The sequence below is a fragment of the Bacillus sp. LM 4-2 genome (assembly GCF_000978495.1).
Classification (GTDB): Bacteria; Bacillota; Bacilli; order Bacillales; family Bacillaceae; genus Bacillus; species Bacillus subtilis.
The window spans coordinates 3,271,216-3,292,689 of the sequence record NZ_CP011101.1; the positions used below are offsets into that span (position 1 = coordinate 3,271,216).

Genomic DNA, 21,474 nt, shown 5'->3' on the forward strand with positions numbered 1-21,474 from the left:
TCTTTCTGTAAACTATGTAATATTTTCGAAACATTCTAACCAATATTATCTATTAATTCAAAAAGACTTGCAATCCTTTTATTGAAATGACGGAATCAAATAGAAAAATTGTATTTTCAAAGCCGAATAAAAAAAATCCCGGCTTCAAACCGGGATTTTTTCATACAGTAACTAGCTCTTTTTCATTTTTAATCAAGTCATATGTCAAGCATACAGGTTTATTTGTACGGGGATCAGTCACGATTTCGGCATCAATCTGAAATACCTGCTTCAAAATGTCTGGTGTCATGACCTCCAGAGCAGTTCCTTCCTTGATGACCGTGCCTTTTTTGAGCGCGATCATATAATGAGAAAAACGAGCTGCATGGTTAAGGTCATGAATGACCATTAAAATCGTCCGCCCTTGCTCTTTGTTGAGTCTGTCAAGCAGCTGCAGAATTTCAAGCTGATGTGCAAGATCAAGATACGTTGTAGGTTCATCCAGCAGAAGCAGTTCCGTCCCTTGCGCAAGCGCCATGGCAATCCACACGCGTTGACGCTGTCCGCCTGACAATGCCTCAATCGGCCGTTCAGCATATTCAGCCATGCCTGTTTCTTCAAGCGCCCATTTGATAATCCGGCGGTCTTCGTCATTTAATCTGCCGAATCCTGATTGATGCGGAAACCTGCCGTACGACACCAATTCGTGCACTGTTAGGCCGCTCGGCGCTTCAGGTGTCTGTGGAAGAATCGCCATATCTTTTGCAATGTCCTTTGTAGACATTTTATGAATCGCTTTGCCGTTTAAATAGACGGCACCTGCATGTGAACGCATAATTCTGGACATTGTTTTTAAAATCGTTGATTTCCCGCAGCCGTTCGGGCCAATTAAGGTGGTAATTTTCCCTTTAGGAATCGATATATTTAAATCCTCTACAATCACCCTGTCGCCATAACCGATTCCAAGCTGTTCCGTTGATAATGAATTCATATTCGGCCCCTCCTCTAATTCGCTTTCATCAATAAATAAATAAAGTAAGGCGCACCTAGCACGGAAATGACAAGTCCGACCGGAATTTCTGATGGTGCCAATACATTTCTCGCCAGCGTATCAGCAAGCAAAAACAGGAATGAGCCGATGAAGGCGGAGACCGGTATCAGCGTCTGGTGACGTGGACCGGTCAGCCTTCTAGCCACATGCGGCGCGATCAATCCGAGAAACGCAATGCCCCCCGCAGCTGCCACGCATGAAGCGGCAAGAGTGACCGCTGCCAGAAGAAGAATCCGTCTTTCCCTTTCAACAGCGGTGCCCAGGCCGGTCGCCAATTGGTCTCCGAGCTGCATAATGTTCAAATAGCGTGCCTTATATAAAGTAAACAGAAGCAAGATCACAATCCAAGGGAGAATCGCCCAGATCATATTCCAGTTCGCCCCCCATATTGAGCCGGATATCCAAACCGCGGCTTGCATAAAATCATGAGGGTCCATCTTGAGCTGAAAAATCAGCAACAGGGCGTTGAATCCGGCATTCACCCCTATGCCGACTAAAATCAGCCGAATCGGTGTCACGCCTTTTTTCCATGCCAGAATATAAATGAGAAACGCAGCGAGGATTGCTCCTGCCAAAGCACTGAACGGCAGCATAAATGTTCCGAAAAAGCTGAGATCTGAAGCTGACCCTTGAAAAAAGTATATAAAAAGCACTACAGTAAGTGAACCGCCGGCGTTAATTCCGAGAATACCAGGCTCGGCAAGTTCATTTTGAGACACGCTTTGCAAAATGGCTCCAGCTACGGAGATCCCTGCTCCAACAAGCAAAGAAAGGATGATCCGAGGCAGCCTGAACTCAAATAAGACAAGTTCATCACGCGCCGTTCCTTGGCCGAAAAAGACCTGAAGCGTTTTAAGCGGTGCAATTTTGATAACGCCCAAATTGAGACTGATAAAAAAGACCACCACGATAAGCAAAAAGGTCACAGCCATTACAATAAGCGGTTTGTTTGTTTTTGTTTTCATTACAGCCCTCTCCTTTCACGACGTGCCAAATAAAAGAAAAAGGGAACGCCGATCAGAGAAGTCAGCGCGCCGACAGGCGTTTCAAAGGGCGCATTTACGAGTCTGGCCGCTATGTCAGCAAAAACAAGCAAAACAGCACCGAGCACCGCCGAGCAAGGAATGATCCACCGATAATCCACACCGACCAAAAAACGGGTAATATGCGGAATGATCAGCCCGATAAATGCAATGGTGCCGGCAATGGAAACCGCAGCTCCGGTCAGAATTACTACAATAAGCATGCCAACCAGTTTCACCGCTGATGTATATTGTCCAAGCCCTTTTGCCAGATCGTCACCGAGACTTAACACTGTCACAGATCGGGCGATGAAAAACGCCAGCGTTAAACCGACAGCTCCTGAGATAAGCAAAAGCTGGACCCCTGACCATTTCACACCCGCTACCCCGCCTGCGTACCAAAAGCTGATATCCTGAGCGACATCAAAGCGTATTGCAATGGCAGTTGAAATGCCGGTAAAGAAATAAGTAACTGCCGTACCCGCCAGAGCAAGCTTTACAGGCGTAAGTCCGCCCCTTGAAAACATGCCGATGCCCATTACCGTCGATGCCCCCAGCCCCGCTCCCGCAAAGGACCATAGCACAAGCCCCATTGCAGAAAGCCCGGGAAAAAAGGCAAACGCAATCGAAACTGCAAACGCAGAGCCTGATGTCACACCCATAATCGAAGGCTCTGCCAAAGGGTTTCTCGTCATCCCCTGCATGATTGCTCCCGACACTGCCAACAATGCGCCTACAAGCGCGGCAGCCGCCGTTCTCGGAAGCCGAAGATCATGTATAATTTGGTGAGATGTCTTTGTCGGCTGATAATGAAAAATGGCGTCCCATACAGTGCGCAAATGAATATCCGCTGCACCGAGGGATATGGATAAAAATGCGCCAAGGCAAAGCAGGCATAGACCTGCAATAAGGACGATGATCGCGCCATATGTCCTTGACGTCCATTGGATTTCTTCTGATGCAGTCCGTATATTTTTATGTTGACTCAACTGCCGTACTTCCTTTCTGTTACTGATAATGATTATCAATTGCTGTTTCAGTATATCACTTTTTTCAGCTGATTTAATAGAGTGTTTTGAACAAAAATGAAAATGCATTTGCAAAAATATAGTGTCAACCGGCACTTGCAGTGGTATAATCACAGATGATAATGATTCTCTTTTTCATCTATCTTTTAGAAAGAAGGTATGAGATATGACCCATATATACAAGAAACTCGGAGCCGCGTTTTTTGCCCTGTTATTGATTGCAGCGCTGGCAGCCTGCGGGAATAACTCAGAAAGCAAAGGTTCTGCCTCTGATTCAAAAGGCGCAGAAACCTATACATACAAGGCTGAAAACGGAAATGTAAAAATCCCGAAGCATCCTAAACGGGTGGTTGTCATGGCAGACGGCTATTACGGCTACTTCAAAACACTCGGCATCAACGTTGTCGGTGCGCCTGAGAATGTATTTAAAAACCCTTACTACAAAGGAAAAACCGACGGCGTTGAAAACATCGGAGACGGCACTTCGGTTGAAAAGGTTATTGATTTGAATCCTGACCTGATTATCGTCTGGACAACACAGGGCGCTGATATTAAAAAGCTTGAAAAAATTGCGCCGACTGTCGCAGTAAAATACGATAAGCTCGACAACATCGAACAGCTGAAAGAATTTGCAAAAATGACGGGAACTGAAGATAAAGCTGAAAAATGGCTGGCCGAGTGGGATAAAAAAGTTACTGCCGCTAAAACAAAAATCAAAAAAGCGGTCGGTGACAAAACCATTTCCATTATGCAAACGAACGGAAAAGACATTTACGTATTCGGTAAAGACTTTGGAAGAGGCGGAAGCATCATTTACAAAGACCTCGGCCTGCAGGCTACAAAGCTGACAAAAGAAAAAGCCATTGACCAGGGGCCAGGTTATACAAGTATTTCATTAGAGAAGCTCCCTGACTTCGCCGGAGATTACATTTTCGCGGGCCCATGGCAATCAGGCGGTGATGATGGCGGCGTATTTGACAGCTCCATTTGGAAGAACCTGAATGCCGTTAAAAATGGCCATGTATACAAGATGGATCCGATTGGCTTCTATTTCACAGACCCGATTTCATTAGAAGGACAACTGGAGTATATTACGGAAAGCTTGACTAAATAAACAAAAGAGCCGCCTGCCCGCAGCTCTTTTGCTTATTTATAAGGAACGGCTCAATTTGAATCATATCGGATATTTTCTTTGAGCCATTCATATTAAGCTGCATCCTCATCACGATCAGTTTTTTTATGCTGGAGAGACTGAAAAACGTTTTTTGCATATTTAACGAACGGATTCCTAACAGGAGAAATTGTGATTTTATAAAAAAGACACCTGAGCAAATCAGGTGTCTTTTCATTATGCTTGTTTTTCTTTCTGGAACTTTTTACTCACAAATGGATAAACGATTAAGCCGACAAAGAATAAACCGATGCCGAGGATAAATGTCGTTAAATCTGCTGTGCCTGTTACGATAACAAACACGGAGTATGCACACGCCAGTATCGCGATCAATCCGTCTCTTACACGGGAGCCTTTCAGCTGGTCATACGTTTCACCTTTGATGACTACCTTCAAGCTGTAGATTGCAGATACCAGATACGGAATTAAATATGCGAGTGTAGCCGCTGTCGTTAAAAATGTAAATGCGTCACTTATTGTCCGGGAAATAACCGAGAAAATGAAGACCTGTGACATGACGTTTGTAATAATGAGTGCAATGACCGGACTTCCCTTTTTATTCGTTTTTGCAAAAAATGCCGGGAAATCTCCTGCTTTAGCGGCTTGGTATGGCACCTCAGAGCCAAGCAAAATCCAGCCGAGCATCGTTCCGAATAAACAAAGGATAGCCAAAAGCGCCATAATCACGCTTCCCGCGTTTCCAACAATCGCATAGAGTACATCAACAAATGGTTTTTCAGAGCCGACAAGCTTATCATGCGGCAGAACACCCATCGTAATTAAAGTCACAATAATATATATGCTCAAGGCAATCAGCAAGCCGGTAATTGTCGCACGTTTCACATCACGCTGAGAGCGCGCACGGCCGGACAGGATCACCGCGGATTCAATTCCGACAAACGCCCACAGTGTAGAAATCGCGGCGTTATGAACCTGGCCGCCAATTCCAATGCTTGTGCCGTTTTCTCCTTGAACCGGGAAATAAAAATGACCGAATAATGTCGTTTGAAACACAAATAAACCGGCAACGATAAAGAAGACAAAACCTAATACTTTAGAAAGCGTTGTGACAAAGTTTAATTTACTTGCGCCGTTAATGCTGGCAACAAGAATCGCGTGCGTTCCCCATAACAAGATCGTACATACGGCAAACGTCAGTAATTGGCCGAGTGTCACCTCTTGCCCGCCGATCGAAAACATCTCACGTTTATCAACCAAGATCGGGAAGAACGAAGTCAAGTAACCGGCGAGACTTGTGATGATCGCCACGTTGCTGATCCAGCTCGCCACCCAGTAGCCCCACACCATTGTGAAACCGGCAGCGTTGCCTTTTTTCGGGTCAGAAAACAGCGCTCTTGCATAACTTTGCGGTCCCGCTGTCAGTTCAGGCTTGCGAATGGACAAGTGTCCGAACACAAGTGCAATCATCAGCACGCCGGCACCTGTCAAAAGCCAGGCGGACGTAGCTCCAAACGGACTCGCAATTGAAGCAAGCGAGCTCGGCAAGGAGAAAATTCCTGATCCAACCATATTTCCAACGACAAACGCCGTTAATAACCAAAAACCCCATTTTTTTGTCTGTTCCATTCCAGTACCTCCATGATTCTTTGTACGGACCAGACCCCGAGATCATATAAACGCAAAAAAAGCCTGAACAAAAGTCCATGCTTAAAGAAACACACACCCTTGATCTCCGGATAGCCCTCCGCGAAAAAGCACGCGGCAGTCCTGCACTTATTCAGATACAGTCCCAGCATAGAGAAGGATCGGCTTTCTCCACACTTCGGCGCTGATGCCTTTTACACATGTTTAACAGCCCCTGTCAGCCTGGCATGTGTGACTTATCATCCGCGCAACCTCTACCTCACTGAGAAAGAGTGAGGATTTAATTATTCAGTTACTCCCAGAAGGTTATCAAAGAAAGGATGATCTGTCAAAGGGAACAGATGGAAAATACGGATAGAGCCAAGCCCTATCCGCATGTGATTATCGATTATTTTTCTTTTTTTGCACAGCTTCTTGAAGCGGATCATCTTTTAGAGCTGAACCAGCATCTTCAAGAGCTCCTTGGATTACGTTTTTTTCTTTTTCGGAACGTTTTCCTTTATCTTTATTAAAGAAACCCATTCGTATCACCTCTTTTAAAAAATAGGTACATGTTTAAGATGCCTCTTTTATGAAAAATTATGCGGGATATTTTTTATCGTCCAAAGTCCTGTTGATCAAACATACATTCTCTTGATATATTTGTAATTCAGAGATTTTTTGCAAAAGATAAAAGGAGAAGCGGCAAATGACAGGAAAAACACACATCATGGGAGGCATCGCTTCTTGTACGGCAGCGGCTTATTATTATGGATTTGATCCAGTGCTTATGGCTGCGTCAGGCGCGGTTGGAGCATTAATACCCGATATCTGCCACACACAAAGCAAAATCGGGAGAAAATTTCCTATTTTATCGAAAGTGGTCAGCTCCGTTTTTGGCCATCGTACATTTACACACAGCTTGCTGTTTATGCTCATCATGTTTTTTATCACTTCTACATACATTCCAGATAAAAACATATCAGCCGGCCTGATGATCGGAATGGCAAGCCACTTGATTCTTGACGCTTGGACGGTGAACGGAATCAAATTATTATTCCCTTCAACGATCCGCGTTCGGCTTCCATTATATATGAAGACAGGCAGTTTTTCTGAGCAGCTCGTGCTAGCTGGCCTGACCCTTGCTTCATGTTACTACTTTTATATGCTGTTTCATGGGCGCATGTTTTAAACATGAGTGCTGAGACTTGTCTGAACCGGCTGTTTTTAGTAGGTTTTACTTAAGAAGCATTTCATGCAGATGATCAAGAAAACGCGAGGAGTCATATTGATGAAAGGAACCTTTTTTCACAATCAGCGGTTTTTATGTTTTTCGATCTTATTTATGTGGATCAAAACGTATGTGATATATAAACTCGGCTTTGATTTGCAAATCGATACTCTGTTGGAGGAGCTAATGCTGCTGGTCAACCCGCTCAGCTTTATTCTTCCTTTATTCGGGATCGGCCTGTTTCTAAAAGAAAACAAGCAGCGGGCCTTTTTGCTGATTGCCAATTTGGTTCTGACTGTCATCTTGATCTCTAATACGATTTTTTACGGCTTTTATATCGATTTTATTACCATCCCGGTTTTATTTCAGGCCAGCAACATGAGCGATATGGGCAGCAGTGTAAAAGAACTGTTCCATCCTCTGTTTATCGCCCTGTTTGTGGATTTGGTTTTTCTGCTGCTGTTCGTCAGAAAAACCAAACACCCACAGACAAAAGCCGCTCCCCGCACGATCAAACGGTACTATGCAGCTTCCTGCGGCATGCTTTTATGCACACTGGCACTTGCAGAAGTACAGCAGCCGAAGCTTTTGGCACATTCTTTTGACCGGGAAATGCTAGTCAAAAGCATCGGTCTGTTTCAGTTCCATATTTACGATACAATTTCTCAGACTGTTAATATCAGCGCGAAAGCTTTTGCCGATGAAGACAGTATAACTGCCATTAAAAACTACACAGAGGCTGATTACAGCAAGCCTGATCAAAGCAAATTCGGTCTTGCAAAGGGGCGCAATGTCATCTTTGTAACACTTGAATCGACCCAAAGCTTTGTTCTGAATGAAAAAGTAAATGGAAAAGAAATTACCCCATTTATGAATGATCTCATAAAAAAAAGCTATTCCTTTGATCATTTCTATCAGCAAACAGAACAAGGAAAAACATCAGATTCAGAATTTATCGTCGCTAACTCACTGTATCCTTCCCTTAGCGGCGCCGTCTTTTTCACGAAAAGCGACCATCAATTTCATACGATGTATAAATCGCTGAAACAGCACGATTATTATTCAGCCGTCTTTCATGCTAACCATAAAACATTTTGGAACAGAGATGTCATGTACGATACGTTTGGCATTGACCGCTTTTTTGATGTTGATGATTTTCATGTCACTCCCGGGACATCGACAAGCTGGGGCTTAAAAGACAAAGAATTTTTAGAGCAGTCCGCCGAAAAGCTGAAAAGCCTGCCGCAGCCGTTCTACAGCAGTTTTATCACGTTAACGAATCATTTTCCGTTTGAGATTGATGAAAAGGATCAGCTGATAGATGAATTCGATTCAAGCAGTGATCTGTTAAACCGCTATGTGACCACGGTTCGCTATGAGGATGAAGCATTGAAGCATTTTATCAAAAAACTGAAGGACGAAGGCTTATACGAAAATTCGATGATCGTATTTATGGGAGATCATTACGGCATTTCTGAAGCCCATAACGAGGCAATGGCTGAGTTTTTAGGGAAAGACGAAATCACACCGTATGACAACGTTCAGCTCCAGCGGGTGCCGTTTATCATACATATCCCGGGAATCACCGATCAACAGCCGGAAACCATCCCTGATGCCGGGGGACAGGTCGACGTCAGGCCGACGCTGATGCATTTGCTCGGCGTTGAGACAAAAGGCGATATCCAATTCGGCAATGATTTGCTGTCCAGCGACCGCACCCCATTCGCCGTTCTGCGAAACGGCAGCTTTATTACGAACGATTATATATACACAAAGAACACGTGCTATAGCCAAAAAACAGGTGAAGTGCTGGAAGATCAGGATGCGTGCCTCCCTTATAAGGAGAAAGCAAACGAAGAACTGTCTCTCTCCGATAAAATTTTAAATGGTGACCTGCTCAGGTTTTCCGAATGAAAAAAATCCCTCTATCAAGAGGGATTTTTTACGTTTCCAATATCACCTTGCCAGTCAGCTTTGTTTCATAGCCGTTTAAATGAGACAAATTCGCCTTGTAGTCCTCAGAATTCAAAATCTCCTTCACGACTTTGAGCAGCTGCTCATGTTTTTTCAAAACGACAATATCATATTGTTCGTCGATGAGCGGGATAAAATCAACACTGCCCATATGTGCCGCGTGCTGTGCCCCGATTCCCGCGTCAGCCTGTCCGCTTGAAACTTGTGAAGCTACAGCGTAATGATCAGTCACGATATCGCCATATCCCACTACATCAGCCGGATTCACACCAAGCAAGCCAAGCTGTTCATCAAGGAGCACCCTTGCGCCAGAACCCTTTTCCCTGTTGATGAGCCGGATATCGGCTCTTTTCAAGTCTTTCCAGCCTTGAATGTTTTTCGGATTCCCTTTTTGCACATACAGTCCTGCTTTGCGGAGAACGACATTGATGAGACAAAACGGTTCACCTGTCAAGATCCGTTTCACATAAGGCGCGTTATACTGGCCGGTTTCTGCATCGTACAAATGGAGGCTGACAATGTCACACTTGCCTTGATACATATCAATCAGGCTGTTTAAGCTTCCTTTGTATTTACGGAGCGGCGTCTCCTGAATGGCATTCTCCAAATGCTTGCTGAGGATATCCATCGAAATATCCTGTCCGCTGATCATGACATTCGGTCTGCCGTCCGGCTCAGCCTCCTGCACCTGTTTCGGCGCTTCAGTTGCAGCGATGGGCTGAGACATTCTCATATTTGTTTTATATTGCTTTAAATCTTCTTCATCCACACGCATCTGCCTTCCGACACGGTAAGCAGGCAGCACGCCTTTTTTAATCAAATCATAAACGGTCAGCTTTGATACCTTCAGCAGACCTGCAACTTCTTCTATCGTATAGGAAGAGGTTTCATTCATCATCATCACTCTCCTATTTTATTATACCTTTTCGTTGAATGTAAAAAAACCCACATAAACCAAACATAATCAGTTATAATTAGTTATATCTAATGATAAGGGGTGCAATCATGTTTAAGAAGTATTCTATTTTCATCGCAGCCTTAACCGCTTTTCTGCTTGCAGCAGGCTGTTCTTCAAACCAGTCTTCAACGGACAGCGAGAAAAAAGTAATGTTAACCATCTCAGCTGCCGCCAGCGCGCAGGATGCACTTGAGGAAATCCAAAAAAATTATGAAAAAGAGCATCAAAGTATTACCATCCAAGATAACTATGGCTCATCCGGCGCCTTGCAAAAACAGATTTCTCAAGGAGCAGGAGCAGATCTGTTCTTCTCAGCTGCTGAGGATAAATTTAAAAAGCTGGTGGATGATGGAGATATCGCAAAAAAAGACAGCACTGATTTAGTCGGTAATGAAATTGTGCTGGTCGTACCGAAAAACGGAGATTCACCTGTGACAAGCTTCAGCAATCTGGCTGAATCAGAAAAAATCGCTCTCGGCACGCCGGAATCCGTACCGGCAGGAGCTTATGGGAAAGAATCACTGACAAAGCTGTCTCTATGGGACAAAGTGAAGGATAAAATTGTGTATGGAAAAGACGTTCGCCAAGTTCTTTCTTATGTTGAAACCGGCAATGTAGACGCAGGTATTGTTTATAAAACAGATGCCCTGGTCTCGAAAAAGGTCAACATTATCGACGAGGCAAAAGCAGATACACACAGCCCAATTGTCTATCCGTTAGGAATCGTAAAAGATACAAAACACCGTAAGGAAGCGAAGGAATTTTACGAATACCTGCAATCTGATGAAGCAATGAAAGTATTTGAGAAATATGGCTTTACTGCCAAGTAGCATAAGCGCTTCAGAATTTTTCACACCCGTTGTGCTTTCCTTTCAGGTGGCGGCAGTTGCCGGAATTGCTGTCATTATTCTCGGAACACTTGCTGGAGCATGGATGTCACGGGCATCATTTTTCGGAAAAACGGCACTCGAAACATGTTTTATGCTTCCGCTCGTTCTTCCGCCTACTGTTGTCGGTTTTATTTTGATCGTCATTTTCGGAAAGCACAGCTTCATCGGACAAGCCATCGAGTGGATCTTCCGGCAGCCTGTCATTTTCACCTGGTGGGCCGCTGTGATCGCCTCGGCTGTTGTAGCCTTTCCGCTTATGTACCAATCAGCCAAAACCGGATTTGCTGACATTGACCCCGATATACAAGGTGCGGCCATGGTAGACGGCGCTAGCAGATGGAAAGTGTTTATCCATATCTCCGTCCCGCTTGCCTATCCTTCATTGCTGACCGGAAGCATCCTCAGCCTTGCGCGGGCGCTCGGAGAATTTGGCGCAACACTCATGTTTGCAGGGAACATCCCCGGTGTTACGCAAACACTGCCGACGGCGATATATGTCGCATTGGATTCCGGCAACAATACCCTTGCCTGGGCGTGGGTCGTCTGTATTGTTGTCATTTCCTTTTTGATGCTGTTTTTCATTCAACAGAAAAAAACGCACTAAAAAAAACTCCCCATAACGGGGAGTTTTTTGATTAAAACAGAAGCTCATCAGGATTTGGGCCGACACGCTCATCTTTATTTAATGCGTCAATTTTGTCCATATCTTCTTGAGACAATTCGAAATCAAAAATATCAGCGTTTTCGATGATACGGTGTTCTTTAATGGATTTTGGAATGGTTACAACTTCATGCTGCAGATCCCAGCGCAAAATCACTTGAGCCACAGATTTATTGTGTTTTTCAGCAATCTGTGTCAGCACTTCGTTATCCAAAAGCTGTCCCTGCATGAGCGGAGACCACGCTTCCAGCTGAATGCCTTGCGCTTTGCAGTAATCTCTTAATTCTTTTTGCGTCAAACGAGGGTGAAATTCAACTTGGTTCACCATCGGTTTGATTTCAGCATCTTTCAACAGCTCTTCTAAATGATGAACTTGGAAGTTGCTGACGCCGATCGCGCGAATTTTGCCATCTTTGTACAGCTTTTCAAGCGCGCGCCATGTATCTTTATATTTATCTTTGCCAGGCCAATGGATCAAATATAAATCTAAGTAATCAAGCTGTAATCTTTCCAGGCTTTTTTCAAAGGCAGCAAGCGTTGTTTCGTAGCCTTGATCTTCATTCCACACTTTTGATGTGATGAAGAGCTCTTCTCTTGCCACACCGGATTCTTTAATCCCGATGCCAACGCCTTCTTCATTTTTGTAGATCGCTGCTGTATCAATACTGCGATAGCCATTTTTAATTGCCGCTTTCACTGATTCAGTCGCTTCATTACCATTTTCTACTTTAAAAACACCCAGACCGAACCAAGGCATTTCAACTCCGTTATGTAACTTTACAGTATCTTTTAAACTTGTTGGCACTTGAACATCCACCCTTTCACTGAAATGTAAGCGTCTATATTATCTCACATTCCTCTCAGCCGATACCAATAATACGCTTAAGTCCCTCTTTTTGCTTCTTTTTTCACAGCACAGGCAAATTCAAACACTATTTTTTTCCTATTTTAACAATATTGAGATTACAAATACATTGAGCAGGGTATGCGTGTAGTGTAACCAAATGAAAACAAAGGAGGAAACAACTTGAAACGTATTCGTATCCCAATGACACTTGCTCTTGGTGCCGCTTTGACAATTGCCCCTTTGTCCTTTGCTTCCGCTGAAGAAAATCCTGCTCCGAAGATGTCGCAGACAACTACTGCTGGAACAACTGCCGCTGATGTAGGTTTAAACGTCAACCTGGATGTACTTGGAATTGCCAACCAGATCGCTGATGCCATCAAATCCGCACAGAACAGGGATGGGTTTGTGAAAAACCTCATGGAGTCTTCCTTCTACGCATCCGGCCAAAAATATAATGTCATGGTCTTTAATTTAAGCCAGGAATATGAAGATCATTTAAACGGTGTGCAATTTTACGGCTCAGCCGTTTACGACGGCATTACGTATGGCATTTGGGTATTTGAAGATGGAACCTTTACAAACAAAGGCGATGGCGGCTGGATCAACTGGGCCTTCAGAGGCTGGTTCGACCGGGATGGCAGCACTGTCGCATTTCATCGCCCTTAATATAGAAAAAAGCTGGCGCTCTAACGCACCAGCTTTTTTGCTGCATTTATTCGCCGCCTTCAAGCATGGCGGCTTCGACATCATTAATGTATTGGCGAAGCTCATGGGAAATGTCCCGGGAAATTTCCCTCTCCTCAAAGAGCGTTTGAATTTCATTTCTGATCGCCTGCACAGCCTTCAGCTTCACTTCCAGCTTCTGATTTTCAAAATGGGCACTTGATTTTAACTCATGATGGCTGTGCTCCAGCCTGAAAATTAACTGCTTATAGAATGTAATGACAGATAAAAACACTTCTTTATGCTCATCCGTCTTATGTTTTTCCAGATATTCTATCGCTGCTTTTGCCGTTTTCACTCTTGTTGCCCGTATCAATCCCGCTTCATTTAAAATCGACATCTCCGGCTTTTTATGTTCACCGAAGAAAATCCAATACATCAGCCTCTTGAGCCTTGTTTTTGATAATCCGACTTTAAACGGGTTCGCATACAAAATTTCCAACTCGTTAAATCGTTCTTGCAGCACATTTGCTGTTTCTTCCGGGATGTCTCCCCGCTCCAGCATTTTCATCAGCGCCTCTTGCTCAGCCTTAACCCCCTGCGCACGGACTTTTCGCTCGTGCTTCTTAATGCGATTAGATGATGTATACTGCTGAAAACGAAGATTTTTCATTTTCTCATTGTATTCAGCTATCACCGCAAGAGAGGCCGTTTTGTTTGTCTCATTCATGTCCTCTTTAATCGTTTGAAGGGCTGTTTTGATCAACTTGCGTCTCGCCGTCAGCAGCTTCTTGTTTCGTTCCTCGTCCTCTTCTTCTTTTTCAGTCAGAATTGGCAGCACAACGGTGGCAATGACAAGCGTGCATAAAATGACGCCGGCTGCTAAAAAGAGAATCAGATTTCTTTCCGGAAACGGCGTACCGTCCTCCAGGAAATACGGAATGGAAAAAGAACCTGCAAGCGTTACTGCTCCACGCACACCGGAAATCGAAATTAACAGCGTCGAACGAAGACCCGGTTTATAGATGTTCTGATCTTTATTAAAGAACCATTTGCCGTTCCAGAAGAACAGCACCCACAGGAATCTGAGGAGCATTAACGTAAATGTGATAACTAGGATATAGCCGATCACCTTCATGTTGCTGATGGCAGTGTCGTTAAAGATAACAGAAATAACATCAGGGATTTGCGTGCCGAGAATAACGAAGACCAGGCCGTTCAAAATAAATAAAATAATGTTCCACGTACTTGAGGAGACGATTTGCAGCTTGATCATCGTAGATTCCAGGCGATCCTGTTCAACCGCATGGGTAATACCGCCAGCCACAACAGCTAAAATGCCCGAAACGCCGATTTCTTCAGCTGCCAAATAAATCACAAACGGCGTCAGAATTTGAATCAGCATATGCATCGTGACATCCTGCATGCCAAGGCGGCGCAGAAATAGGCGAAAGCGAATAATCAAAAATGAAATGACAACCCCGCACAGCAAGCCTCCGAGAGAAATAAAGACAAAGCTAACAGCCGCTTGTGCTAATGAAAATGCACCAGTCACTGCCGCTGCAATCGCAAACTTAAAGGCCACCAGACCTGATGCGTCATTCATCAGCCCCTCACCTTCCAGCAGGCGAAGAATCCCTTTTGGCATTTTCACTCTTCCTGATAATGCGCTGACAGCGACGACATCAGTCGGTGAAAGAATGGCCGCAAGTCCAAAGGCCGCTGCCAGCGGAATAGCAGGAATCATCCAGTGAATCGTGTAGCCGCCTACAATCACAGTCGCAAATACAAGGCCGAGTGCAAGCAATAAAATCGGAGCCCTTAAATTCCAAAGCTCTGCCCGCGGTGTCCTCTTTCCATCATTAAATAGCAGAGGGGCGATAAACAGAACAAAAAACAATTCGGTGTTTAATTCAAAATGAAGTCCCTGTGGAAATGAGGCGGCAAGAATCCCAAGAGCCACTTGAATCAGCGGCACCGGAATAAACGGAATAAACCGGTTCACGATATTAGAAATCGCAATAATCGTTAATAATACGAGCACAACTAAAAATATGTCCAAATGCATGACCTCCTTCGTCTGTTATGTGTCGGCATGATGAGCCAAAAAATCTGTTTGTCTAAAAGCCCTTGAGCTAGGGTGGCCTTGCATCCGCTATGTGGTTTCGCAGGAGTTCTCTCCACACTTGTCTTCTTTTATAGTACCCTTTTTAGGGTATTTTTTCTCATGATATGCTCACAGTGAACTTTTTTGCAGCAGAGCAAATTACAGAAAAAAGAGACAGGAAGCTACTCCCTGTCTCTCGTCTTTCTTTCTCAATCATGAAAATTCGTACCGTCAGTTGTTGCTTTGATAATGCCCGCGCGGATGACAAAGTCACCGAAATGCTCGCCTTCCTCACGTTCTTTCGCATAGCGGGAAAGAAGGACGCGAAGCTCGCTTAAAATGTCTGCTTCACCGATGTTTTCACGGTACATTTTGCTTAAACGGCTTCCGTCAAACGCAGCGCCAAGATACATATTATATTTGCCCGGCGCCTTTCCGATAAATCCGATCTCACCGAGTGCATGACGTGCACAGCCGTTCGGACACCCTGTCATGCGAATGGTGATTTCCTGATCACGAAGGCAGTTTTCGTCAATAATCTCTTCAATCTTATCTAACAGGGTCGGCAAATAACGTTCTGCTTCAGCCATTGCCAATCCGCAGGTCGGAAGAGCGACGCACGCCATCGAGCTGCGGCGGAGCGCTGAATGGTGCTTGCCGTCAGTTAGTCCGTATTGTTCAATTAAAGCACTGATTTCTTCTTTTTTATCGCTTGAAACGTTCGCAATCATTAAGTTCTGATTGGCTGTCAGCCGGAACTCGCCTGTATGAACTTTGGCAATTTCCCGCAAGCCTGTCATCAGCTTATAATCATCGTAATCCGTTATACGGCCGCCTTCGACAAACAGCGTGAAATGCCATTTATCCTCGATGCCTTCCACCCAGCCGTAGCGGTCGCCGTTATGATCGAAATGATAAGGCTTCGCTTCTTCCAGGCTCCAGCCGAGACGGTTTTCCAATTCTTCTTTTACGTTTTCTAAACCTAGGCGGTCAACTGTGTATTTGAACCGCGCATTTTTACGGACAGAACGGTTGCCGTAATCACGCTGAATCGTAATCGTTTTTTCAGCAACGTCATACATTTGATCGGGCCGGCAGAATCCGATGACCTTGGCTAATTGCGGATATGTCGCAGTATCGCCATGCGTCATTCCCATACCGCCGCCGATCGCCACGTTAAAACCGATCAGCTTGCCATCCTCGACAATCGCAATGAATCCGAGATCTTGTGAAAAGACGTCAATATCATTAGACGGCGGAACGGCAATACCGATTTTAAACTTCCGCGGCAGATAGAGCGGTCCGTACATTGGCTCGACTTCTTCCTCCGGCGTGCCGGCAACTCTTTCTTCATCAAGCCAAATTTCATGATATGCTCTCGTCCGCGGCAGCAGATCATCACTTAATTTTTTAGACCACTCGTATACCTCTGAGTGGATTTCAGATTGATAAGGGTTTGATGCACACATGACGTTACGGTTTACGTCTCCGCAGGCTGCGATCGTATCCAAAAGTGCTGAGTGGATCGTCTGAATGGTTTTCTTCATGTTCCATTTCAGAATCCCGTGCATTTGGAACGTTTCACGTGTCGTCAATTTTAATGTGCCGTTCCCGTATTTCTGGGACAGGTCATCCATGACAAGCCATTGTTCAGGCGTCGAGACGCCCCCGGGCATACGCACGCGCAGCATGAACTGATATGCGGGCTCAAGCTTCTGCTTTTGGCGTTCATTTCGGAGGTCGCGGTCATCCTGCAAATAACTGCCGTGGTGTTTCATCAGGCGGTTATCATCATCCGGAATTCCGGCACTGATTCGATCGAGCATCACTTCTTTCAGCGTGCCGCGCAAATAATCACTTTCTTTTTTAATGCGTTCAACATCACTTGGAGAGCCGTCCGGTGCTTTTAGAATTTTGGTCACCATGTTGAAAAACTCCTTTCAAGTCAAATCAATATACATCACGCTGATAGCGTTTTTGCTGCTGCATATCGGCAAGATAAGCCTCCGATTCTTCGCGGCTCATATTGCCTTCTTTTTCGATAATTTCAAGTAATGTGTTATGGACGTCATGCGCCATATGCTTTTCATCTCCGCAAATGTAAACAGCCGCTCCTTCTTGAAGCCATTCAAACAATTCTGCGCTATGTTCAAGCATGCGGTGCTGCACATATACTTTTTCTTCCGTATCACGTGAGAACGCCACATCCATTTTTGTCAGCACACCGTCTTTGAGCCAATTCTGCCACTCTGTCTGGTAAAGGAAATCCGTGACAAAGTGCTGATCGCCAAAGAACATCCATGCCTTTCCTTCCGCTCCCGTCTCCTCACGCTCCTGCATAAAGGAACGGAAAGGTGCGACGCCTGTCCCAGGGCCCACCATGATAATCGGTGTTTCAGGGTCTTTTGGAAGCTTAAAGTTTTGATTGTGCTGTACATAAACCGGCAGTGTGTCTCCTGGCTGCAGACGTTCCGCGCACAAAATCGAGCAGACGCCTTTTCGTTCACGGCCTTGCGCATCGTAGCGGACTGCGCCGATTGTTAAATGCACTTCATCCGGATTTGCGGATAAACTGCTTGCAATCGAATAAAGGCGGGCAGGCATTTTTCGCAAAATCGAGACAAACTCCTGCGCAGATACACTAAATGGGCCATAGTCACGGACGAGATCAAGCAAATCGCGCCCTTCAATATAGGCTTTTACATTCTCCTCATTTCCCGGGGCTAAAAGCTCTCTAAGCTCATCGTTCCCTGTCAGCTGGGCTGCCTGTTCAAGAAGCGGTTTTGTGAGAACGGTAATCTCATAGTGAGAAATCAGCGCTTCTTTCAGCGGACGGACATCACCTTGCTTATTAAGCGTCACAATTTCTTCCGGGTCCCAATTCATTTCCTTAAGGAGCAGCTCGACAAGTTCCGGATCGTTTTCTGGATAGACGCCAAGGCTGTCACCAGGCTCGTAAGTCAGGCCTGATCCTTCAAGAGACAGCTCCACATGGCGTGTTTCTTTATTTGATCCTCTGCCGTTTAAATTTAAATTTTCTAACACTTCAGCCCGAAACGGGTTTGTTCTGGAATACGAAGACTCACCGGTTTGAGACGCAGCCGCCGGCGCAGGCGCGGCGCTTCCGCCCCCAGCTTCATTTAATCCCTTCAATACACCCTCAAGCCATTCGGCTGCCGGTTCATCATAGTCAAGATCGCAATCAACGCGCGGAGAAATCCGTTTTCCGCCGAGTTCTTCTAAGCGCTGATCAAATTCTTTCCCTGTCTGGCAGAAAAATTCGTACGAACTGTCACCAAGCGCCAAAACGGAAAAACGCAGATCTTCAAGCTTAGGCGCCCGTCTTCCGTGCAGAAATTCATGAAACGACAGCGCGTTATCAGGCGGCTCTCCTTCTCCATGCGTACTGACGACGATTAAAAGATTGGTTACCTTCTTCAGCTGATTCGGCTTAAAATCGCTCATGGATGAGACGGTCACTTGAAAACCGCTCTGTTCAAGCTGCTTGCCGGCATTTTCTGCAAGCCCCTGTGCGTTTCCCGTCTGCGAACCATAAAGAACGGTCACTTCTTTTGAAACGGCCGGTGCCGGTGCTTCCGCAGACACAGCTGCCGCCGGCGTACCCGCAGCTTCTTGGGCGGAAACAGATTGCGCGGATAAATATCCGCTCAGCCAGATTTTCTGGGATTCGGTCAAGGTCGGCAGAAGGCGGTTAAGGAGCTCTGCCTGCTCCTGATTAAACGGACTGTTCATTACCTGAAGTTGCAACGTATCCACCTCACAAAGTTATAAACTGATCGAAAATTGCATCTAATTGAACTTTACCGGAATACTAGGCTTAAGTAAAATATATTTACATGATGATAACTATTAAGAATCCTAATGATAAAACGGCTATGTTTCATATAAATAAAAAAAGAGAAGGACTTCCTTCTCTTCATTCAGCATTCTGATATAAGCGAGGCGGCACAGCGGTTACAAACGGACTGGCTTCACCTGTATAAAATACCGCCAGCATGTGCATCGCACGGGTGCACGCAGTATATAAAAGCCTGCGGTCGTGCTCTGTATGATAGTGTTCTTCAGATGCATCATAGACAAGCACTGCGTCAAATTCAATTCCCTTTGCTAAATACACCGGAATCACGCAAACACCCTTTTGAAATGGTTGATTTTCTTTATGAATCAGGCGAACATCTGTATATTCACTCATGTGGGCGTGCGCCTGTATGCATTGCTGCGCAGTCTTGCAGATGACGGCTATTGTTTCGTGCCCTTTTTTCTTGAGCCGGCCAATTTCTTGCGCGAGCTTTTGGCAAAGGCTCTCATGTCCTTCAGTTTTGACAACGAGCGGCATTTCCCCGCTTCTATTAAACGGCTCAATATCCGCTCCATCTTGAAGCATCGCTTTGGTAAACTCGACAATCTGCCTTGTTGATCTGTATGTTCTCTTTAAACGAACATACTCAGCAGGCTCATCCTCAAAGCACGCATCCATACGCTGATCCCCGTGTATGGTATGCGCGTAGATGGACTGATTGATATCACCGAGCACTGTCATGCTGGCAGCCGGAAAAATGCTTCTCATGTAAGCCATCTGAAACGGTGAATAGTCCTGGGCTTCGTCAATAAATAGATGTTTGATCTTCGTATTTTTCTTTCTGCCCTCAATCAGATCCTGCATATAAAGAAACGGTGCCGCGTCCTCATAGAGCAATTTATTATCCGTAAATGCCGAACGGGTCAGTTCACCTATCGCGGCCTTCTTCTCATCCTGAAATTTTCCTCCCCAGCCAGAAAACAATTGCAGGTACAGCTGTTTCACATCAAGAAATGCAAGGAGTCTGACCGCCTGTTTGAGCGGTTTGAAAGCTTTTTTCACAATGATGGCGGCAAGCAGCTGCTGCTCTCTTTGATAATCGTTAAACGTACTCTCGCTGAACCGTTTCCTTTCCTGCAGCTTTTTGTACACGTCCAAGTAGTCCTCTTTGTCAAGCAGCTCAGCTTCATGAACAACCCAATCCTTTCGCCGTTCCTTTTTCTCAAGCTTGTTAAGCTCACTCAGCAGCCACTTCGCGGTTTGCTCCATCCGATTCGGAATGGAGTGATTTTGATCCAATGAGTAAAAATAGGATTGAATTTGCTCCTTTGTGATCAGCTTTTGTCCGCGGAATATGATATTTTTAAAAATCATCCCTTCAGAGGAAAGCCGTGTGACGTATTCATTAATGAATTGCTGAAAGGATAAACCCGCCTTCCATGTGATTCCCGCGAGCCTTGTTGGAAAATCGCCTTCCTTAGTTTCGGTCAGGCAATATTCGAGCTGATCAAAGGCGCTTTCACATTTGAACTTGCGGCCAAGACGATGCTCGATATATTCCTGAAACGTCGCCTGCTCCATATTCTCTTCTCCTAACTCCGGCAAAACAGAGGAGACATAGCTGTTAAATAAGAAGTTGGGAGAAAACAAAACGATTTGTCCGGCATCAATGACGCCGCGGTGCCTGTATAACAAATAAGCGACACGCTGAAGCGCAGCCGATGTTTTCCCGCTGCCAGCCGCTCCCTGCACGATCAGGATCTTGCTTTTTTCATTACGGATAATCTGATTTTGTTCTTTCTGAATCGTAGACACGATGTTTTTCATTTGGGTATCGGAGTGATGGCTTAATACCTCTTGCAGCATTTCATCGCCAATCGTCATATCGGTATTAAACATCGCCTTGAGAGTGCCGTTTTTGATCATAAACTGGCGTTTCAGCACCATTTCCCCTTCTATCGTTTCACCGGGCACCTCGTACTCCGCTTTTCCTGGAGAATAATTGTAGTACAAACTTGATATCGGCGCCCTCCAGTCATAGATCAGAAAGTGTTCCTCTTTCTCATCCAAACAGGAAGCTAAACCGATATAAATTCGCTCTGCCTCCGCCTCGCCGTTTTCAATAAAATCAATCCGGCCGAAATAAGGCGATTTTTTCAATTGATGAATTCGTTTGAGCTGCTGATCCATGCGCCGATGATTCTGTTCCCGATCAGACAGCAGCTCTGCCTGCTGCTTAATGCTTGCCATCGTTTCAATCGCTTCATGGGCATCATCAAAATTAACCTTAACATCCTCCCAAAAGCTTTTTCTTAATCCGATGATATCATGCTTCAACCCGCCCGCAGACGTTTCCAGAAACCGCTCTTTTTTTTCGAGCTCCTTCAGCACCTCATCTATTCTCGACTGCTCTTCCTTCCATTCCTTATCCTGCTGATTCATGAACGGCACCTCCAGAAAATAGTTGACAAACATAGATGAAATACTG

At 45.1% G+C, this 21,474-nt stretch carries 17 protein-coding genes and 1 riboswitch; of the genes, 6 read left to right on the plus strand and 11 right to left on the minus strand.

What is annotated here, in order from left to right; translation table 11 throughout:
• Positions 1–160 precede the first annotated feature (160 nt).
• From bslm_RS16330 to bslm_RS16340, 3 genes are read right to left on the minus strand one after another with little or no spacing between them, the layout of a single operon-like run.
• Positions 161–970: an ABC transporter ATP-binding protein gene (locus tag bslm_RS16330; RefSeq protein ID WP_003243882.1), complete on the minus strand. Its 810-nt coding sequence runs from the start codon at positions 968–970 to the stop codon at positions 161–163.
• 14 nt (positions 971–984) lie between these two features.
• Positions 985–1,995 carry a FecCD family ABC transporter permease gene (locus tag bslm_RS16335; RefSeq protein ID WP_046381324.1) on the minus strand — a complete coding sequence of 337 codons (1,011 nt, stop codon included), beginning with the start codon at positions 1,993–1,995 and terminating at the stop codon, positions 985–987.
• Positions 1,995–3,041, minus strand: coding sequence for a FecCD family ABC transporter permease (locus bslm_RS16340; protein WP_046381325.1), 1,047 nt, complete (start codon positions 3,039–3,041; stop codon positions 1,995–1,997). The genes bslm_RS16335 and bslm_RS16340 overlap by 1 nt, the downstream gene beginning before the upstream one ends.
• A 205-nt stretch (positions 3,042–3,246) precedes the next feature.
• Here bslm_RS16340 and bslm_RS16345 point away from each other — a divergent pair, with 205 nt between their 5' ends.
• A complete protein-coding gene (locus tag bslm_RS16345) occupies positions 3,247–4,194 on the plus strand; it encodes an iron-hydroxamate ABC transporter substrate-binding protein (RefSeq protein ID WP_046381326.1) in 948 nt (315 codons plus the stop codon).
• A gap of 234 nt (positions 4,195–4,428) precedes the next feature.
• Here the strand turns inward: bslm_RS16345 and bslm_RS16355 are convergent, their stop codons facing one another.
• Both bslm_RS16355 and sspJ read right to left on the minus strand, forming a co-directional pair.
• Positions 4,429–5,838, minus strand: a complete 1,410-nt coding sequence (locus bslm_RS16355) for an amino acid permease (RefSeq protein WP_021480593.1) — start codon at positions 5,836–5,838, stop codon at positions 4,429–4,431.
• 103 nt (positions 5,839–5,941) lie between these two features.
• Positions 5,942–6,121: riboswitch (Lysine riboswitch) on the minus strand.
• A 116-nt stretch (positions 6,122–6,237) separates the two neighbouring features.
• Positions 6,238–6,378: a small acid-soluble spore protein SspJ gene (sspJ, locus tag bslm_RS16360; RefSeq protein ID WP_003221612.1), complete on the minus strand. Its 141-nt coding sequence runs from the start codon at positions 6,376–6,378 to the stop codon at positions 6,238–6,240.
• 166 nt (positions 6,379–6,544) lie between these two features.
• Between sspJ and bslm_RS16365 the strand changes: the two genes are divergently transcribed.
• Positions 6,545–7,027, plus strand: a complete 483-nt coding sequence (locus tag bslm_RS16365) for a metal-dependent hydrolase (RefSeq protein WP_003228444.1) — start codon at positions 6,545–6,547, stop codon at positions 7,025–7,027.
• 99 nt (positions 7,028–7,126) lie between these two features.
• Positions 7,127–8,980: an LTA synthase family protein gene (locus tag bslm_RS16370; protein ID WP_046381328.1), complete on the plus strand. Its 1,854-nt coding sequence runs from the start codon at positions 7,127–7,129 to the stop codon at positions 8,978–8,980.
• A gap of 28 nt (positions 8,981–9,008) precedes the next feature.
• Here bslm_RS16370 and bslm_RS16375 read toward each other — a convergent pair whose 3' ends face one another.
• Entirely contained in the window at positions 9,009–9,935 is a 927-nt protein-coding gene (locus tag bslm_RS16375; protein ID WP_046381508.1) for a substrate-binding domain-containing protein, read from the minus strand.
• Positions 9,936–10,045: 110 nt separating this feature from the next.
• On the opposite strand from bslm_RS16375, the gene modA reads away from it, so the two are divergent.
• Complete coding sequence (modA, locus tag bslm_RS16380; protein ID WP_046381329.1) at positions 10,046–10,828, plus strand: molybdate ABC transporter substrate-binding protein; 783 nt, start codon at positions 10,046–10,048, stop codon at positions 10,826–10,828.
• The gene (gene modB, locus bslm_RS16385; RefSeq protein ID WP_124059094.1) at positions 10,800–11,492 is read left to right on the plus strand and encodes a molybdate ABC transporter permease subunit; all 693 of its coding nucleotides are present in this window, start codon (positions 10,800–10,802) and stop codon (positions 11,490–11,492) included. Before modA ends, modB begins: the two co-directional genes overlap by 29 nt.
• Positions 11,493–11,523: 31 nt before the next feature.
• On the opposite strand, the gene pgoN is transcribed toward modB, so the two are convergent.
• Positions 11,524–12,354, minus strand: coding sequence for a glyoxal/methylglyoxal reductase (gene pgoN / locus bslm_RS16390; RefSeq protein ID WP_015483687.1), 831 nt, complete (start codon positions 12,352–12,354; stop codon positions 11,524–11,526).
• A gap of 222 nt (positions 12,355–12,576) precedes the next feature.
• On the opposite strand from pgoN, the gene yvgO reads away from it, so the two are divergent.
• The gene (yvgO, locus tag bslm_RS16395) at positions 12,577–13,062 is read left to right on the plus strand and encodes a stress response protein YvgO (RefSeq protein WP_003243913.1); all 486 of its coding nucleotides are present in this window, start codon (positions 12,577–12,579) and stop codon (positions 13,060–13,062) included.
• Positions 13,063–13,108: 46 nt separating this feature from the next.
• Here yvgO and bslm_RS16400 read toward each other — a convergent pair whose 3' ends face one another.
• The 4 genes from bslm_RS16400 to helD form a co-directional block, all read right to left on the minus strand.
• A complete protein-coding gene (locus tag bslm_RS16400) occupies positions 13,109–15,121 on the minus strand; it encodes a Na+/H+ antiporter (RefSeq protein WP_003243269.1) in 2,013 nt (670 codons plus the stop codon).
• 254 nt (positions 15,122–15,375) lie between these two features.
• Positions 15,376–17,091: an assimilatory sulfite reductase (NADPH) hemoprotein subunit gene (cysI, locus tag bslm_RS16405; RefSeq protein ID WP_046381330.1), complete on the minus strand. Its 1,716-nt coding sequence runs from the start codon at positions 17,089–17,091 to the stop codon at positions 15,376–15,378.
• Between the two features lie 25 nt (positions 17,092–17,116).
• Positions 17,117–18,934, minus strand: coding sequence for an assimilatory sulfite reductase (NADPH) flavoprotein subunit (locus tag bslm_RS16410; RefSeq protein ID WP_046381331.1), 1,818 nt, complete (start codon positions 18,932–18,934; stop codon positions 17,117–17,119).
• Between the two features lie 169 nt (positions 18,935–19,103).
• Positions 19,104–21,428, minus strand: a complete 2,325-nt coding sequence (gene helD, locus bslm_RS16415; protein WP_046381332.1) for a DNA helicase IV — start codon at positions 21,426–21,428, stop codon at positions 19,104–19,106.
• Between the last annotated feature and the right edge of the window lie 46 nt (positions 21,429–21,474).

Coding starts and splice junctions, on each gene's coding strand:
- bslm_RS16330 (WP_003243882.1), bottom strand. CDS start 970: ATGAATTCATTATCAACGGAACAGCTTGGAATCGGTTATGGCGACAGG.
- bslm_RS16335 (WP_046381324.1), bottom strand. CDS start 1,995: ATGAAAACAAAAACAAACAAACCGCTTATTGTAATGGCTGTGACCTTT.
- bslm_RS16345 (WP_046381326.1), top strand. CDS start 3,247: ATGACCCATATATACAAGAAACTCGGAGCCGCGTTTTTTGCCCTGTTA.
- bslm_RS16355 (WP_021480593.1), bottom strand. CDS start 5,838: ATGGAACAGACAAAAAAATGGGGTTTTTGGTTATTAACGGCGTTTGTC.
- sspJ (WP_003221612.1), bottom strand. CDS start 6,378: ATGGGTTTCTTTAATAAAGATAAAGGAAAACGTTCCGAAAAAGAAAAA.
- bslm_RS16365 (WP_003228444.1), top strand. CDS start 6,545: ATGACAGGAAAAACACACATCATGGGAGGCATCGCTTCTTGTACGGCA.
- bslm_RS16370 (WP_046381328.1), top strand. CDS start 7,127: ATGAAAGGAACCTTTTTTCACAATCAGCGGTTTTTATGTTTTTCGATC.
- bslm_RS16375 (WP_046381508.1), bottom strand. CDS start 9,935: ATGAATGAAACCTCTTCCTATACGATAGAAGAAGTTGCAGGTCTGCTG.
- modA (WP_046381329.1), top strand. CDS start 10,046: ATGTTTAAGAAGTATTCTATTTTCATCGCAGCCTTAACCGCTTTTCTG.
- cysI (WP_046381330.1), bottom strand. CDS start 17,091: ATGGTGACCAAAATTCTAAAAGCACCGGACGGCTCTCCAAGTGATGTT.
- helD (WP_046381332.1), bottom strand. CDS start 21,428: ATGAATCAGCAGGATAAGGAATGGAAGGAAGAGCAGTCGAGAATAGAT.